The 14,088-nt window shown below is 72.3% G+C and carries 14 protein-coding genes; 6 read left to right on the plus strand and 8 right to left on the minus strand.

All coding sequences use genetic code 11. From position 1 onward, the window contains the following. Window positions 1–3 precede the first annotated feature (3 nt). The 3 genes from AB0J46_RS07410 to AB0J46_RS07420 all read right to left on the minus strand — a co-directional run bounded on the left by AB0J46_RS07410 (window position 4) and on the right by AB0J46_RS07420 (window position 2,481). Window positions 4–651: a hypothetical protein gene (locus AB0J46_RS07410; RefSeq protein WP_364327698.1), complete on the minus strand. Its 648-nt coding sequence runs from the start codon at window positions 649–651 to the stop codon at window positions 4–6. A gap of 107 nt (window positions 652–758) precedes the next feature. Continuing rightward, window positions 759–2,246 (minus strand): SPFH domain-containing protein, encoded by a 1,488-nt coding sequence (locus tag AB0J46_RS07415; RefSeq protein WP_364327701.1) that lies wholly within the window; start codon window positions 2,244–2,246, stop codon window positions 759–761. 10 nt (window positions 2,247–2,256) lie between these two features. After that, window positions 2,257–2,481, minus strand: coding sequence for a hypothetical protein (locus tag AB0J46_RS07420; RefSeq protein WP_364327704.1), 225 nt, complete (start codon window positions 2,479–2,481; stop codon window positions 2,257–2,259). 110 nt (window positions 2,482–2,591) lie between these two features. Here AB0J46_RS07420 and AB0J46_RS07425 point away from each other — a divergent pair, with 110 nt between their 5' ends. The 6 genes from AB0J46_RS07425 (at window position 2,592) to AB0J46_RS07450 (ending at window position 8,498) form a co-directional block, all read left to right on the plus strand. Next, window positions 2,592–4,052, plus strand: a complete 1,461-nt coding sequence (locus tag AB0J46_RS07425) for a hypothetical protein (RefSeq protein WP_364327707.1) — start codon at window positions 2,592–2,594, stop codon at window positions 4,050–4,052. After that, complete coding sequence (locus AB0J46_RS07430) at window positions 4,049–4,906, plus strand: PrsW family glutamic-type intramembrane protease (RefSeq protein ID WP_364327710.1); 858 nt, start codon at window positions 4,049–4,051, stop codon at window positions 4,904–4,906. The genes AB0J46_RS07425 and AB0J46_RS07430 overlap by 4 nt, the downstream gene beginning before the upstream one ends. Before the next feature lie 164 nt (window positions 4,907–5,070). After that, the gene (locus AB0J46_RS07435; protein WP_364327713.1) at window positions 5,071–7,182 is read left to right on the plus strand and encodes a nitrate- and nitrite sensing domain-containing protein; all 2,112 of its coding nucleotides are present in this window, start codon (window positions 5,071–5,073) and stop codon (window positions 7,180–7,182) included. Next, window positions 7,179–7,586: a roadblock/LC7 domain-containing protein gene (locus tag AB0J46_RS07440; protein ID WP_352318060.1), complete on the plus strand. Its 408-nt coding sequence runs from the start codon at window positions 7,179–7,181 to the stop codon at window positions 7,584–7,586. Before AB0J46_RS07435 ends, AB0J46_RS07440 begins: the two co-directional genes overlap by 4 nt. Then, window positions 7,583–7,945, plus strand: coding sequence for a DUF742 domain-containing protein (locus AB0J46_RS07445; protein WP_352357593.1), 363 nt, complete (start codon window positions 7,583–7,585; stop codon window positions 7,943–7,945). Before AB0J46_RS07440 ends, AB0J46_RS07445 begins: the two co-directional genes overlap by 4 nt. Further along, entirely contained in the window at window positions 7,926–8,498 is a 573-nt protein-coding gene (locus AB0J46_RS07450; protein WP_352318064.1) for an ATP/GTP-binding protein, read from the plus strand. Before AB0J46_RS07445 ends, AB0J46_RS07450 begins: the two co-directional genes overlap by 20 nt. A gap of 53 nt (window positions 8,499–8,551) precedes the next feature. On the opposite strand, the gene AB0J46_RS07455 is transcribed toward AB0J46_RS07450, so the two are convergent. From AB0J46_RS07455 to AB0J46_RS07475, 5 genes are all read right to left on the minus strand, one after another. Then, window positions 8,552–8,926, minus strand: coding sequence for a DUF742 domain-containing protein (locus tag AB0J46_RS07455; RefSeq protein ID WP_358290686.1), 375 nt, complete (start codon window positions 8,924–8,926; stop codon window positions 8,552–8,554). After that, entirely contained in the window at window positions 8,923–11,157 is a 2,235-nt protein-coding gene (locus tag AB0J46_RS07460; RefSeq protein ID WP_364327719.1) for a nitrate- and nitrite sensing domain-containing protein, read from the minus strand. Before AB0J46_RS07460 ends, AB0J46_RS07455 begins: the two co-directional genes overlap by 4 nt. A gap of 56 nt (window positions 11,158–11,213) precedes the next feature. Beyond that, the gene (locus AB0J46_RS07465; protein WP_364327722.1) at window positions 11,214–11,897 is read right to left on the minus strand and encodes a DUF998 domain-containing protein; all 684 of its coding nucleotides are present in this window, start codon (window positions 11,895–11,897) and stop codon (window positions 11,214–11,216) included. Window positions 11,898–12,250: 353 nt separating this feature from the next. Continuing rightward, window positions 12,251–13,738: an FGGY family carbohydrate kinase gene (locus AB0J46_RS07470; RefSeq protein WP_364327725.1), complete on the minus strand. Its 1,488-nt coding sequence runs from the start codon at window positions 13,736–13,738 to the stop codon at window positions 12,251–12,253. An 84-nt stretch (window positions 13,739–13,822) separates the two neighbouring features. Continuing rightward, complete coding sequence (locus AB0J46_RS07475) at window positions 13,823–14,011, minus strand: hypothetical protein (protein WP_352318071.1); 189 nt, start codon at window positions 14,009–14,011, stop codon at window positions 13,823–13,825. Window positions 14,012–14,088 lie beyond the last annotated feature (77 nt).

Here is a 14,088-nt window from a genome sequence, read left to right on the forward strand (position 1 = left end):
GCCTCAGCGGGTGACGCGGGCCAGGTTCTGGTCGGCCAGGCGGGCGAGCTCGTACAGGCCGGCCGCCTTCACCTTCTCGCCGACGACGAGCATGCTCATGATCAGGTGGGCCCGCCTGATCACGACCGACCCGATCTGGGCGCGCTTGTCGCCGCCGGAGGCCGTCGTCAGGTAGGCCCGCGACTCGTCGCCCCTGGCCGGCATGGCCAGCTTGGCGGTGCGGTAGGTCACGTCCGCGCCCTCGACGGTGGCCTTGTACAGGGCGCACTGCGGCGGCAGCGGCGCCGGCATGGACGCCGACGGCATCGACACGACGGCCTGCGTGATCGAGCCGCGCGCGGCGGAGAAGGCGATGACGGCGGCGGGCGCCTGGGCGACCTCCGGCTTGGCCGCGTCGAGCTGGGCGGCCCCGGCGCACTCCGGACGTTCCAGCTTGGCCTGCTGGATGGCGGCCAGCCCCTCCTGGGTGGACTTGAGCGAGCCGAACGCCCCCATCTCCGGCCCGTACGCGATGCGCATGCCCTTGGGCACGGGCAACAGGGCGGCGCGCAGCCGGGCCGCCTCCACCGCCGAGGAGGACGCGGCGGGCCGCGCCGACCCGGCGGCCTGATTATCGGCCTCGCCGGCGGAACATCCGGCGACGACCATCATGCTCAGACATACCCCCGAAATAGCCTTAAGCACGAATTCTCCCCTTGCTCTAGCGGCCTTTTCGGAAACGCTAGAGGAAGGGCTGAGTAAGGAGCCGAGTAACGTCGCTATTCGCGGAATTCGGCAGGTTCGCGCGGAATTTCAGGTTCGCGAGAGGTTTTGGGTTCCCTCGGGACTTCGGGTTCGGCGCCGTTCCGGCTTCCGCCGTCGAGCAGCGCCCTGGCCAGGCCGATCCCGGTGCCGCCGAGCGTGAGCGCCTTGGCCAGCAGCTCCTCCACACCCTGGGCGCCGTTCAGCACCACCATGTGGTCCACGTTCCCGAACGCCTTCGCGCCGGCCTCGACGACCTCCGGCCAGCGCTCGGCGAGCTGCTGGGCGATGACCGCCTCCTGGTTCTCCTTCAGCGCCTCGGCCCGCGCCCTGATCGCCTCGGCCTCGGCCAGGCCCAGCGCCCTGGCCGCCTGCGCCTCGGCCAGCCCGCGCGCCTGGGCGGCCTGGGCCTCCGCCTCACCCGCGATCTTGGTGGCCGCGCCGGCCGCCTCGCCGCGCAGCCGTACGGACTCGGCCTCGGCGGCGGCGGCCAGCTTGACCTGGCCGGCCTGGGCCCCGGCGCGCAGCTCGGTCTCCTGGGCCTCGGCCTGGGCCTGGGCGATCCGGGCGTCCCGGTCGGCCTGCGCGAGCGTGACGGTCTCGTACGCCTTGGCGTCGGCGGGCTTGCGCACCTGCGACTGGAGCCGCTGCTCGGCGAGCTGCGCCTCCAGCTCGGCCGCCCTGGTCTCCTGGACGACGACCTCCTGCCGGGCGGTGGCCTCCGACAGCGGCCCCGCCTGCCGGGTCGTGGCCTGCGCCCGGTCGATCTCGGCCTGGTAGGCGGCCCGCTTGAGCTGCGCGTCGCGCTGGGCGGCGGCCTTGTTGGCGGCGGCGATCTGCTCGGCCTCGGTGGCCTCCTGGTCGCGCTGGGCCTGGGCGATGCGGGCGATGGCCGCGACCCTGGCGGCGTGCGGCTTGCCGAGGTTGGCGATGTAGCCGGTCTCGTCGTCGATCTCCTGGATCTGCAGCGAGTCCACGATCAGCCCGAGCTTGCTCATCTCGTCGGCCGCCGAGGCCCTGGTCTCGCTGGTCAGGCGCTCGCGGTTGAGTATCAGGTCCTCGATGGTGAGGTTGCCGATGATCGAGCGCAGGTGCCCGGTGAACAGCTCGTGGATCGCGCTGGTCATGAAGTCCTGCTGGTCGAGGAAGCGGCGGGCGGCGTTGGCGATCGAGGACAGGTCGTCGCCGACCTTGTAGATGACCACGCCGCGGATGTGCACGGGGATGCCCTGCTGGGTGACGCAGGAGACCTGGAGGTTGGCCGCCCTGGTGTCCAGGCGCAGCCGCCGGGCGGCCTGGAAGCCGGGCAGCACGGCCGTGCCCTTGCCCGTGATGATCTTGAAGCCCAGGCTGTCGACGCCCTCGCCCCGGCGGCGCGCCCCCAGACCGGAGATGATCAGCGCCTCGTTGGGCTCGGCGACCCGCCAGACGGCTTTGAACAGCAGAATCACGATGACGACCGCGACGACCGCGGCTCCGGCGACGATGAAGACCTCGGGGGACAACCGGCCCTCCCTAGACGAGTGCTCTGGCCACGTAAACCGTCCGCGGGGGGAAGTAGTCCACCACGACCACGATGGTGGCCAGGCCGAACTCCTCGTCGGGCACGCTGGGGTGGGCGTAGAAGGCCTCCACCCCGCCTCTGACCGGGATCATGACCTCGCCGACGAGCCCTGGGCCGATCTTCCCGGTGACCCTGCCCTGCTTGCCGACCACCGCACTCCCCCCGCTCGCGTCCATTCCGGACGCTACTCCAAACGGGCATTCGCGGTAATAGGCCACGCAAAATGTTTCTCGAACCGCTGCGCGCCCCTGTGGGGCTTTTGGCCGAAGTGCTGATGATCGCCCTCATGAGCAGGAATCCGCGCGACCTCGGGATGGATGTGCCCATTTCCCGCCGTGACTTGTTCGACGGGATTGCGGTGAGCGCTCTGGGCTGCTCGGCGGCGAAGGCCGTTGTCAATGCCGCGGAACCGGCCGGAGGGCTGCGCGGGGACACCGCGCAGGCGGTCGCCGTGCCGCACGCGCTGCGCGACGGCCGCTTCTGGCGGCACGCGGGGCAGCCCGAGCCCACCGGCGAGAGCTACGACCTCGTGGTGGTGGGCGGCGGTCGCAGCGGCAACAGCGCGGCGGCGGAGTGGCTGCGCCGGGAGCCGAGGGCCCGCGTGCTCGTGCTGGACAACCGCGACCCCGGCGAGCACGGCGGCCCGGCGGGGTTCGGCGCGGGGCCGGCCGTACACGTGATGTGCGACAGGGAGAGCTTCGGCGCCGACACGCTGGTCCCGGCCGGCCGGCTGGAGGAGCTGCCGCTCGTCGCGCGGGCCGTCGACAACCTGCGCATGCTGCGCGACGACCCGCCCGACTGGTTCCCCGGGCTGTCGCAGGAGGACAAGCAGGAGCGCCTGGCCGGGCTGACCTACTCCCGGTTCCTGCTGGAGGTCTGCGGCGCGCATCCTGACGCGGAACGGTTCTGCCGGACGCTGCCGTGCGCCGAACGGGCCTTCGACGGCCGGGCCCTCGGGGCGGTGGACGCCTGGGCCGCCGGCTACCCGGGGTTCGGCGGCCTGGGGCTCGACAAGCCCTCGCGGTACGCCTCGGCGGCCGGGCCCGCGACCGGGAGCCCGCCCGGTGCCGCGCGGGCGGTGCTGCGACCGTCCAGCCCGGTGGTCTCGGTCCGGCACGGGGACGCGTCCGTGGTGGTCGCGTACTTCGACGGGCATCGGGTCAGGACCGTCGGCGCGGAGTCGGTGATCATGGCCTGCTGGAGCGCGGTCGTGCCGCACCTGGTGCCCGACCTGCCCGAGCAGCAGCGGCGGGCGTTGGGCCAGGCGGCCCGGCTGCCGGTCCTGGAGGCGAGCGTGCGGCTGCGCGGGGGCCGGGCGCGGATCGGGCGCACGCGCTGGACGGGCGCGTTCTGGTGCCTGAGCGAGCCCGCGCCCGAGGGGTTGCGCCTGCTGGCCACGCCGTGCCGGTCGGAGCTCGGGCCCGTGGCGGGGGCGGCGGCGGGCCGGCGGGAGATGATGGCGACGCCGTACGACCGGCTGGCGGACCGCGTGCGCGACCAGGTGGCCCGGCTGCTGGGCCCCCGGGCCGGCGTCGAGGCGGTCACCGTCCACCGCTGGGGGCACGGGCTGCCGGTGGCGTACTGCAGGCCCTGGCACCCCTTCTACCCCGACGGCCCCTTCCCCGCCGACGTCGCCCGCAGGCGGTTCGGCCGCATCGCCATCGCCGGGTCGGACACCGAACCGGCGGCCGGCGGCGACGCAGCCGTGGTGGCCGCGCACCGGGCCGTGCGCGAGCTCACCGCATGAGGCCCTGGCTGCGGGTCTTCCTCGGCGGGCTGGTCCTGTGGCTGGCCACGGTCGCCGTCACGGCCTGGACGGCCAACTCCAACCTGGTGCCGACCGTCGTGCTGTTCGGCAGCTTCCTGATCCCGGTGACGTTCGTGGTGTGGGCGCACGGACGCGACCGCTCGCCGGTGGTCACGGTGGAGCTGCAGTTCCGGGCGTTCGTGGTCGGCGGCGTGCTCGGGGTGCTCGGCGCGTCGCTGCTGGAGAGCTGGCTGATCCGGCCCTCGTTCGTCATGTACGCGCTGGTCGGCCTGATCGAGGAGGGCGTGAAGCTGGCCGCGCTGATGTACGTCACCCGGCACGCGGTCCGCCGCTCGTCCAGGGACGGCGTGGTGCTCGGCGCGACGGTCGGCTTCGGCTTCGCCGCCTTCGAGAGCTCCGGCTACGCCTTCAACGCCCTGTTCACCGCCGACGGCCTGTCGCTGGCGCAGCTCGTCGAGACCGAGATCCTGCGGGGCATCCTGGCGCCGGTGGGCCACGGCCTGTGGACCGCGATACTCGGCGGCGTGCTGTTCGCCGCCCACGGACGCCTCACTGGGCACGTCGTGTGGTGCTACCTCGGCGTCTCCCTGCTGCACGCGCTGTGGGACTCGATGAGCGCCATCGCCATCGCGATCACGCTGGTGCTGACCGGGCGGCCGTGGCAGTTCGAGCTGCTGCGGATCGGCCGGGTGCCGAACGTGACCGAAGGGCAGGTGCACGTGTACACGCTGGTGAACTGGGCCGGACTCATCGTGATCTCGCTGGTCGCGCTGGGGTGGCTCTGGCGGGTGCTGCGCGCGGCCCGCCGGGAGACCGAGATCATGCCCCAATAATCACGGTAATCATCCTGTTCCTCCCACTGCGCCGGAACCATAAACGATGCTAGTCTCCTGTGCGATCTTCCGGAGGTGTATTTACACAAGGTGTGGAAATGCCCCCGACTCGAGGTTGGGACATGGGCTCGCGAAACCGGTCAATTCGGTTCAAGATCTTTTTATTGCTGCTGCTACCCCTCCTGTCTCTCAGCGCGCTGTGGGGTTTCGTCCTCAACCTGACCATGGGCGACGCACAGTCACTCCTCCGGGCCGACACGCTTTACGAAACACTCGGCGTCACCTCCACCGACCTGGGCGTTCAGCTCCAGTCCGAACGGGTGCGCTCCGCCGAGGCGCTCACTACCCGTGAACTCACCGAGGTCCTGGGCGCGCAGCGGGCCCGTACGGACAAGGCGGCGGCCGACTTCGAGCACGCCGTCACCGAGGCGGGCGACGCGGTCGGCGACGACCTGCGGACGCCGCTCGATGCCCTGACCGCCCACCTCGACCGGCTCGGCTCCATCCGCGCCGACATCGACGGCGGCATCAGCTCCCGCCTGGCCGGCGTGGACGCCTACAACCAGGTGCTCGACGCCGTCTTCGCCCTCTACGACCACCTGATCTCCGTCTCCGACCTGACCGTCTTCCAGCAGGCCACCTCCCTGCACGCCATGGGCAGCGCCCGGGAGTACATCGCCAGGGAGCACGCCCTCATCGTCGGCGCGCTGGTGGACGGGCGGCTGACCGAGCCCGAGCGGGCCGCCTTCACCGAGTACGCGGCCTCCAGGAAGTTCCTGCACGCCCGCGGGCTGGCCGGGCTCGACGTGCCGCTGCGCAGGCCGTTCGAGCAGGTGTTCGCGTCCCAGCCGTTCCTGACCTTCTCCGCGCTGGAGTCCAGGGTCGTCAAGACCGGCTCGCCGCCCGCCGACGCCGAGGCGTGGAAGAGCGCGGTGGACCGGCTCACCACCGAACTGGACCGCGACAGCGCCGCCGCGGCCAAGACGCTGGCCGGCCGGACGTCGCGGGCCGCGACCGGCACGGTCGTCGAGATCGCCGTCGCGGGCGGCCTCGGGTTGATAGCCGTGCTCGCGTCGATCATCATCTCTGTACGCTTCGGTCGCCGCCTGGCGAGCGAGCTGTACGGGCTGCGTACCGCCGCGATCGAGCTGGCGGAGGTGCGCCTGCCCGACGTCGTGGACAGGCTGCGCAAGGGCGAGGACGTTGACGTGCGGAAGGAGGCCAGGGCCATCAGGGTGAGCGGATCGGCGGAGATCACCGACGTGGGCCGGGCCTTCGCGTCCGTGCAGCGCACGGCGGTGACGGCGGCCGTCGGGCAGGCCGCGCTGCGCCGCGGGGTCGGGCAGGTCTTCCTCAACCTCGCCAGGCGCAAGCAGGGCCTGCTGCACCGGCAGCTCGGGCTGCTCGACGGCATGCAGCGCCGCACGCACGACCCCGACCGGCTGGAGGAGCTCTTCCGCCTCGACCACCTGACCACCCGCATGCGGCGGCACGCCGAGAGCCTGATGATCCTGTCGGGCGCGCCCCCGGCGCGGGCCTGGCGCAGGCCGGTGCCGGTGATCGACATCGTCCGGGCCGCGGTCGCCGAGGTCGAGGACTACACGAGGGTCAACGTCGAGGCCATGCCGGTCAGCGCGTTCGACGGCGGCTCCGCGGCCGACCTCACGCACCTCGTGGCCGAGCTGATCGAGAACGCCGCCATCTATTCACCGCCGGACACCGTGGTCCAGATCCGCGGCGACGTGGTCAGCAACGGCTACGCCATCGAGATCGAGGACAAGGGGCTCGGCCTGTCGGCCGTCGAGTACGCCGCGATCAACAAGCTGCTGTCCGCCCCGCCCGAGTTCGACCTGGCCGACAGCGACCGGCTGGGCCTGTTCGTGGTGGCCAGGCTGGCCGAACGCCACGGCCTCAAGGTCCAGCTCCGCCGCTCGCCCTACGGCGGCACCGCGGCCATCGTGCTCGTGCCGCGCTCGCTGGTCGCCGACCAGGCCGCGCTGTCCTCCGGCGACGACGACGGCCGGCCGGCGGAGCTGCCGAGCCGGACGAAGAAGGCCCTCGCGGTGGTCACCTCGGGCACCCACGCCGGACTGCCCAGGCGCGTGCGCCAGGCGAACCTGGCGCCGCAGCTGAAGGAAGAACCGCCGGAGCCGGAGCCGCAGGCCGAACGCTCTCCCGACGAGGTACGCGATCTGTTCTCCGCGTTCCAGCGGGGAACCCAACGTGCCCGAGAAGAAGCCTCCGAGGAGGAGCCCATGAGCAAGGGGGACGCATGACTGCGCAAACCACCAACACCGGTGAGCTGAACTGGCTGCTCGACGACCTGGCAGGCAGGGTCGCCGCCGTCCGCCAGGCGGTCATCCTTTCCACCGACGGCCTGGCCGTCGGGTACTCCAAGGGATTGACCCGCGAGGACGCCGAGCACCTGTCGGCCGTGGCCGCGGGCTTCCAGAGCCTGGCCCGCGGCACCGGGCGCCATTTCGGCGGCGGCGACGTGCGCCAGACCATCGTGGAGATGGAGAGCGCGTTCCTGTTCGTCACCGCGGCCGGCCAGGGCACCTGCCTGGCCGTGATCGCCGAGGCGAACGTCGACGTCGGGCACATCGCGTACGAGATGGCGATGCTGGTCAAGCGGGTGGGCCAGCACATCACCACCAACCCGCGCGCGGGAACGGCATGACCGACGCCCCCCGCTGGTACGACGAGGAGGCCGGCCCCGTCGTCCGGCCCTTCGCCCTCATCCGAGGCCGGACGCGCTCGTCGGGAGACGCCTTCGACCTCGTCGCGTCCGTGCGTGCGCTCGCCGACCAGGCGGACGACCTCGGGCCGGAACAGCAGCTCATCCTGCGGGCGGCGCGGAGCCCGATCTCGGTGGCCGACCTGGCCGTCGAGCTCGACCTGCCCGTAGGCGTCGTCCGGGTGCTGCTCGGCGACATGCGTGACCACGGCCTCATCTCGGTGACGTCGCCCTCGGCAACGGGGTCGCGTTCGAATGAGCGCATTCTCAAGGAAGTGATCAATGGACTCCGTGCTCTCTGAGGACCCCGTCGCGCTGAAGATCCTCATCGCGGGCGGGTTCGGCGTCGGCAAGACCACCCTGGTCGGGTCGATCAGCGAGATCAAGCCGCTGCGCACGGAAGAGGTGCTCTCCGACCGCGGGATCGGGGTCGACGACCTCGACGGCGTGGAGGCCAAGACCACCACCACCGTGGCGATGGACTTCGGCCGCATCACGATCCGCGACGGACTGGTCGTCTACCTGTTCGGCACGCCCGGCCAGGAACGGTTCTGGTTCATGTGGGACGAGCTGTCCTACGGCGCGCTGGGCGCGGTCGTCATCGCCGACACCCGGCGGCTGACCGACTGCTTCCCGTCGGTGGACTACTTCGAGCAGCGCGGCACGCCCTTCGTGGTGGCCGTCAACTGCTTCGACGGCGCGTCCCAGCACAGCGTGGACGACGTGCGCATCGCGCTCGACCTCGACGACGACGTCCCCGTGATGCTGTGCGACGTGCGGCGCAGGGCCTCGGCCAAGGAAGTGATGATCACCCTGGTCGAGCACTCCCTGCGGACGCTCACCGCCGCCAACTAGGCCGCGCGGCCCGCCGCCGTCGCGAACCCGGGCGGGCGCGGCCCGCCGCAGGGCTAGAGCGCGCGCAGCCCGTTGATCACCTCGCGGAGCAGGCTCTCCGTCGGGGTGGCGGTCTTGTCGCGCGGCGGGCGCACGTCGATCAGGTCGTACTCCAGCAGGTCGCCGAGCAGCACCCGGATCACGCCCACGGGCAGCCCGAGCTCCGAGGCGACCTCGGCGACGGGCCTGGAGTGGCCGGACAGGCAGCTCATCAGCCGCCGGTGCTGGCCGCTCAGCTCGGCCTTGGCCGGCGCGGGCCGTCCCGTCGAGACGACGGTCGCCAGCAGATCGAGGGCCGGGGACGAGGGCCGGGTGCGCCCCCGCGCCACGGCGTACGGCCGGACGACGGGCCCGGCCTCCTCGTCAACCCACTCGTGCTCGCCGCTCACGCTCGGGAACCCCCATCCTGGTCGCTTTCCTGCCGCCCCCGCTGCCATCCGGACTGGAGTGAGGAGAGCAGCGCCCTGGTCTCCTCAGGAGAACGCTCGTCGGCCACGGGCGCCACGGGCGCCGGTGGCGTCGGCGCGGCCAGGGGCGCCTGCCTGAGCCGCTGCCGCTGCGGCAGGCCCGTCTGCCGGTCGCGGCGGGGCAGGTCCTGTCCCTCTCCCGGCGCCGGCCCCGCGCGCTTGCTCGTGCGCACCCGGCGCGGCAGCTCGCCCGGCCCGGTCGCCTCCCCCGCGTCGACCGGCCGCTCGGACCGGAGGACGGAGACGGACACGGGCTCGAACTCCATCGGCCGCACCGGCGTCGCCATGGGCTCGACCAGCGATCCCGGCACGAGCACGATGGCGGTCGTGCCGCCGTACGGGGACAGCTTCAGCGTCACCTTGATGCCGTGCCGGGCGGCCAGCATGCCGACCACGGCGAACCCCAGCCGCTCAGTCTGCGCGGGGTCGAACTCGGGCGGGCTGGCCAGCCGGTCGTTGATGGACTTGCGGGTCTCCTCGTCCATGCCGAGGCCGCGGTCCTCGATCTCGACCGCGAAGCCCCTGCCGACCATCTCGCCGCGCACCGAGACCTCGTTGGCGGGCGAGGAGAACGATGTCGCGTTCTCGATCAGCTCGGCGAACAGGTGCATGAGGTCGGCCACGGCCGAGCCGGACACGCCGCACTCGGGCATCGGGTAGACCCGGACCCGGGTGTACTCCTCGACCTGGGCGGCGGCGCCGCTCAGCACGTCCTCGACCGGGATGACGCCGCGCCACCTGCGGCCCGCCGTGCCGCCCGAGAGCAGCACCAGGCCCTCGGCGTGGCGGCGCATGCGGGTGGTCAGGTGGTCGAGCCGGAACAGGCGCTCCAGGGCCTCGGGCTCCTCGGTCTGGTGCTGCATCTCGTCCAGCATCCTGAGCTGGCGCTGGAGCAGCGACTGGCTGCGCCTGGCCAGGTTCCGCAGCGCCTCGGCCACGCCCTCGCGCAGCCTGGCCTGCTCGACGGCGGCGTCCACGGCGGTGCTCTGCACGCTGTCGAAGGCCGCGGCGAGGTCGGCGACCTCGCTGGTGGCGTTGTCGCCGACCTTGATGGGCGGCGCCTCGGCCTCGATGTCCACCCGCTCGCCGGTACGCAGCTTCGTCACCACGTCGGGCAGCCTGACCTCGGCCAGGTCCAGCGCCGTACGGCGGAGGGTGGCCAGCTCCCTGGTGATCCTGCGGCCCACCCGGACGGAGATGAAGATCGAGAAGGCCACCGCGATGAGCCCCAGCGCGCCCGCGATCGCCGCCCTGACCACGATGACCACGCCGGCCGGCTGCATCCGGCCCAGCAGCTTGTCCCCGGTGCCCCAGACGGCCTCGCTGTACTCCTTGAGCACCTGGTCGGCGATGCCCCGCCAGAGGTCCATGTCGGCCGGCTGGCCGGCGACGAAGCTCCGCAGGAGGCTCTCCATGGTGATGTACCTGGAGGAGTAGAACAGCTTCTCGAACGGGGCCCGCAGCTCGGTGTCGAGGTTGGCCAGCGCCTTGGGGAACAGGAACGTGCGGGTGCCGTCGATGCCGGCCAGCAGGTGCACGTCGTGCATCGAGGGGCGGCCGTTGGAGGCGACGACCAGGGCGTTCTCGCGGCTGAGCAGCTCGCGCACCTCGTCGGCCGCGATCAGGCCGTGGGCCTGGAGGGACAGTTCGAGGTCGGTGCTGACGGTCAGCCTGGAGTACAGCAGGTGGACCTCGTCGGAGACCTTGGCGTACTCGGTGACCAGGGTGCCGGGGGTGATCCTGCGCTCGTCGACCTTGCGCCGGACCTCCGGCAGCCGGTCGACGGTGTCCAGGACGACCTGGAACTGCTTCTTCATGTCGTCGGTCATCGCCGACTGGGCGTCCTCCGCCAGGCCCTGCTCGCGCAGGGTCTTCCTGCTGGCGTCCACCTTGGCGCGGGCCTTGGACAGGGCCGCCTGCTCGGTCGCCGTGCCCGCGAGGCGTTCGGCGGAGGCCAGGCGTTCGGTCTGGAGGCTGGAGACCAGGTCGTCGGCGTTGTTGATCACACTCGACCAGATCGCATCGATCCTGAAGAGGTTCAGCGCTTCACCCGTGGTCGTGCTCGCGGCGAAGCCCCAGAGCGCGATCAGGGAGATCAAGGGGATGACGAGCAGCGTCGAGATCTTGAATCGGATGGATCTGCCCGATGCCATGACACCTGCTCCCGCATAGAAGATCGCGGGAGAGAATAGCACCGAAACAGACGAGATTAAGATCGACTAGCGATAAATCTGTGATATGTCGGGAAATTTGCGTCTACTGGGTGCTTCGGGGCGCGGGCCGGCGACCACGTCAGCCACAGCGCCCACGCCGCCAGCAGGCCGAGCAACGACACCTCGGCGCCCAGCAGCAGCCGCTCGACCAGGCCGATCATGACCCGCTCCCCCGGCAGGGCCACGTACGTGATCGCCAGCAGCCCGAACCCGCCCGCCAGCGCCACCCACTCCACGGCCCGCGCGACGGGCTTCCAGTGGACGTCCGCGGTCAGCCTGGGCACCAGCAGCGCCCCGGCGGCCGGAAGGCTCACGAACGCCGCGATCGACACGTACCGGTGAACCTGGGCCGCGACGTCGAGGTCGAGACCGAGGGGGACGGTCGGGATGACCGCCACCACGACCAGCGCCGCCGACCACACCATGAGCAGCTTCTCCGGCAGCCCCCGGATCGGCGCCCCCATCCTCCGCAGCGCGGTCAGCAGCGCGAGCGACCCGAGCCCGAGCACCGCCATCGCGACCTCCGTGACGCCCCCGCGGTCGGTCACGGCGTACTCGCTGATGGTCACGTTCATGGGGTCGAGGTAGGGGTCGGGCCCGAAGTGGCCGACCAGGATCGCGACCACCGAGAACACGATCGATGCACAGGCGATCAGGGGGTAGAGCCTCGTCGGGGTCATGAGGGCCCTCAGGCTCACGCTCCAGGGCGCTCTCGCGACTCTCACTCTGCTGTTCGGCACTGCGGTCATGTGCCCAACTCTCGCGCCCACAGGCGTGCCGGCACATCCGGTGGCACCCCCGAGCCGTCCCTGAGTCCACCCCTGAGTCCCCCTCCCCGGCCCCCGGGGGTGGAGGGCACTCCTCGGCGCCCGTCTCATCGCCGGTTCCCCTCTCGCAGGAAAGACACCCGTGGTTCCGCACACCACGCTGATCGCAGCATCGCTTCGCACGGCCGCGATCAGTACGTCCGACACGCATCCGGACTTCTAAGGAATTGTCAACTGCGAGGCTTTTTCACCCGATACCAGAGCCCTCAGTCGAGCACGTGGGACGTGGCCCTGGCGTAGCGGGCGCGGATCTCCGGGACGGCCGGGGCGTCGTAGGTCTCGGTGTCCTCGGTCCGCCAGTCGGGGGTCGTGAGGAGGGTGGCGGCCTGGCGGGCGGCGCCGTCGGCGACGTACTCGCCGGGCGGCGGCACCGCGATCGGCACGCCGAAGACGGTCGGCGCGACGCGGCGTACGGCCTCCGAACGGGCCGCGCCGCCGATCAGCAGCACCCGCTCCGGACGGGTGCCGAGCGCGTCGAGGGCGTCGGCGAGGCCGCACAGCATGCCCTCGACGGCCGCGCGGGCCAGGTGGGCCGGGGTCGCGGTGGCCAGCGTGAGCCCGAGGACCGAGCCGGTCGCGGTGGGCCGGTTGGGGGTGCGCTCCCCCTCCAGGTACGGCACCAGCGTCAGGCCGCCGGCCCCCGCCGGGGCCCGGAGCGCGAGGTCGCTCAGCTCGCCGAGGCCGACCCCGGCCAGCCCGGCGGCGGCGTCGAGGACCCGGGCGGCGTTCAGCGTGCACACCAGCGGCAGGAAACGCCCGGTGGCGTCGGCGAACCCGGCGACCGCGCCGGTGGGGTCGGCGCTGGGCGTCTCCGCGACCGCGAACACCGTCCCGGACGTGCCGAGCGAGACCACCACGTCACCCGGCCCGGCCCCGACGCCGAGGGCGGCCGCCATGTTGTCGCCGGTGCCCGGCGCGAGCAGCGGCCCGGACGACGCCGGGTCGCCCGCGCGGTCGGCGGGCCCCAGCACCCGGGGCAGCAGCGGGACGGCGCCGAAGGCGGCCTTGAGCAGGTCGGTGCGGTAGGCGCCGGTCGCCGGGGACCAGTAGCCGGTGCCAGAGGCGTCGCCCCGGTCGGTGGTGAGCAGGTCGAGCGGCGGCGGGGGCGCGTCGTGCCAGGCCGCGAGATCGAAGCCCGAGCCGGAGCCGCCCCGGCCGGTGCCGTTGCCCGGCCCGGAGCCGCCGCCCCGGCCGGTGCCGCCGCCCAGGGCGAGCGCGCCCGCCAGGCGCCAGGTCAGCCAGTCGTGCGGCAGGCAGACCGCCGCCGTGCGGCGGGCGTTGTCCGGCTCGTGCTCGGCCAGCCACCGCAGCTTGGCCACCGTGAACGCGGCGACGGGCACCGAGCCGACCGCGTCGGCCCAGGCTCCCGGCCCGCCCAGCTCCGCCACCAGGTCGGCGGCGGCCCGGGCGGAGCGGGTGTCGTTCCAGAGCAGGGCGTCGCGCACGACCTCGCCCGCCTCGTCGAGGCAGACCATGCCGTGCTGCTGCCCGGCCACGCTGACGGCGGCGACGTCGGCGAGCCCGCCGGCCTCCTCGACGGCCCGCAGCAGCGCGGTCCACCAGTGGGAGGGGTGGATCTCGGTGCCGGCCGGATGGGCGGCGCGGCCCTGCCTGACCAGCGCGCCCGTCTCGGCCTCGCGAATGACGACCTTGCAGCTCTGCGTGGAGGAATCGACCCCAGCGACCAGCGTCACCCGAACTCCTTATGCGTGTCCCGCGCGAGATGGTTGAGATGGTATCCCCGCTCGGGAGCGACGTTCAGGGGCAATTCGGGTGATTCACAGCCCCGAGGGGTCGCGGCCGACGCTGATCTCCTCTGCGATCTTGCGGATCTCCGTCACCTCGAGACCTGGGGCCTTGGGCAGGTGGCGCAGCAACGCCTCCATGACGACGGGCACGGGCTGGCCCGCCATCAGCCCGGCGATGCCGTGGACCGTCCGGAACAGTGCCTCTTCGGTGTCGTGCATCGGCAATCCCCTCGTTCGGCTACCGGGAGAGGCTACGGCCTGGCCATGACAGTTCGCTCGCTACCGCTCCAGCGTGT

The sequence above is a fragment of the Nonomuraea sp. NPDC049758 genome, from assembly GCF_040674635.1.
In the GTDB taxonomy this organism is placed as follows: Bacteria; Actinomycetota; Actinomycetes; order Streptosporangiales; family Streptosporangiaceae; genus Nonomuraea.

Bases quoted from the DNA above. Each gene is read 5' to 3' on its own strand.
- AB0J46_RS07440 (WP_352318060.1), top strand. From the start codon at position 7,179: ATGACTGCGCAAACCACCAACACCGGTGAGCTGAACTGGCTGCTCGAC.
- AB0J46_RS07425 (WP_364327707.1), top strand. From the start codon at position 2,592: ATGAGCAGGAATCCGCGCGACCTCGGGATGGATGTGCCCATTTCCCGC.
- AB0J46_RS07420 (WP_364327704.1), bottom strand. From the start codon at position 2,481: ATGGACGCGAGCGGGGGGAGTGCGGTGGTCGGCAAGCAGGGCAGGGTC.
- AB0J46_RS07445 (WP_352357593.1), top strand. From the start codon at position 7,583: ATGACCGACGCCCCCCGCTGGTACGACGAGGAGGCCGGCCCCGTCGTC.
- AB0J46_RS07410 (WP_364327698.1), bottom strand. From the start codon at position 651: ATGATGGTCGTCGCCGGATGTTCCGCCGGCGAGGCCGATAATCAGGCC.
- AB0J46_RS07450 (WP_352318064.1), top strand. From the start codon at position 7,926: ATGGACTCCGTGCTCTCTGAGGACCCCGTCGCGCTGAAGATCCTCATC.
- AB0J46_RS07465 (WP_364327722.1), bottom strand. From the start codon at position 11,897: ATGACCCCGACGAGGCTCTACCCCCTGATCGCCTGTGCATCGATCGTG.
- AB0J46_RS07475 (WP_352318071.1), bottom strand. From the start codon at position 14,011: ATGCACGACACCGAAGAGGCACTGTTCCGGACGGTCCACGGCATCGCC.
- AB0J46_RS07460 (WP_364327719.1), bottom strand. From the start codon at position 11,157: ATGGCATCGGGCAGATCCATCCGATTCAAGATCTCGACGCTGCTCGTC.
- AB0J46_RS07430 (WP_364327710.1), top strand. From the start codon at position 4,049: ATGAGGCCCTGGCTGCGGGTCTTCCTCGGCGGGCTGGTCCTGTGGCTG.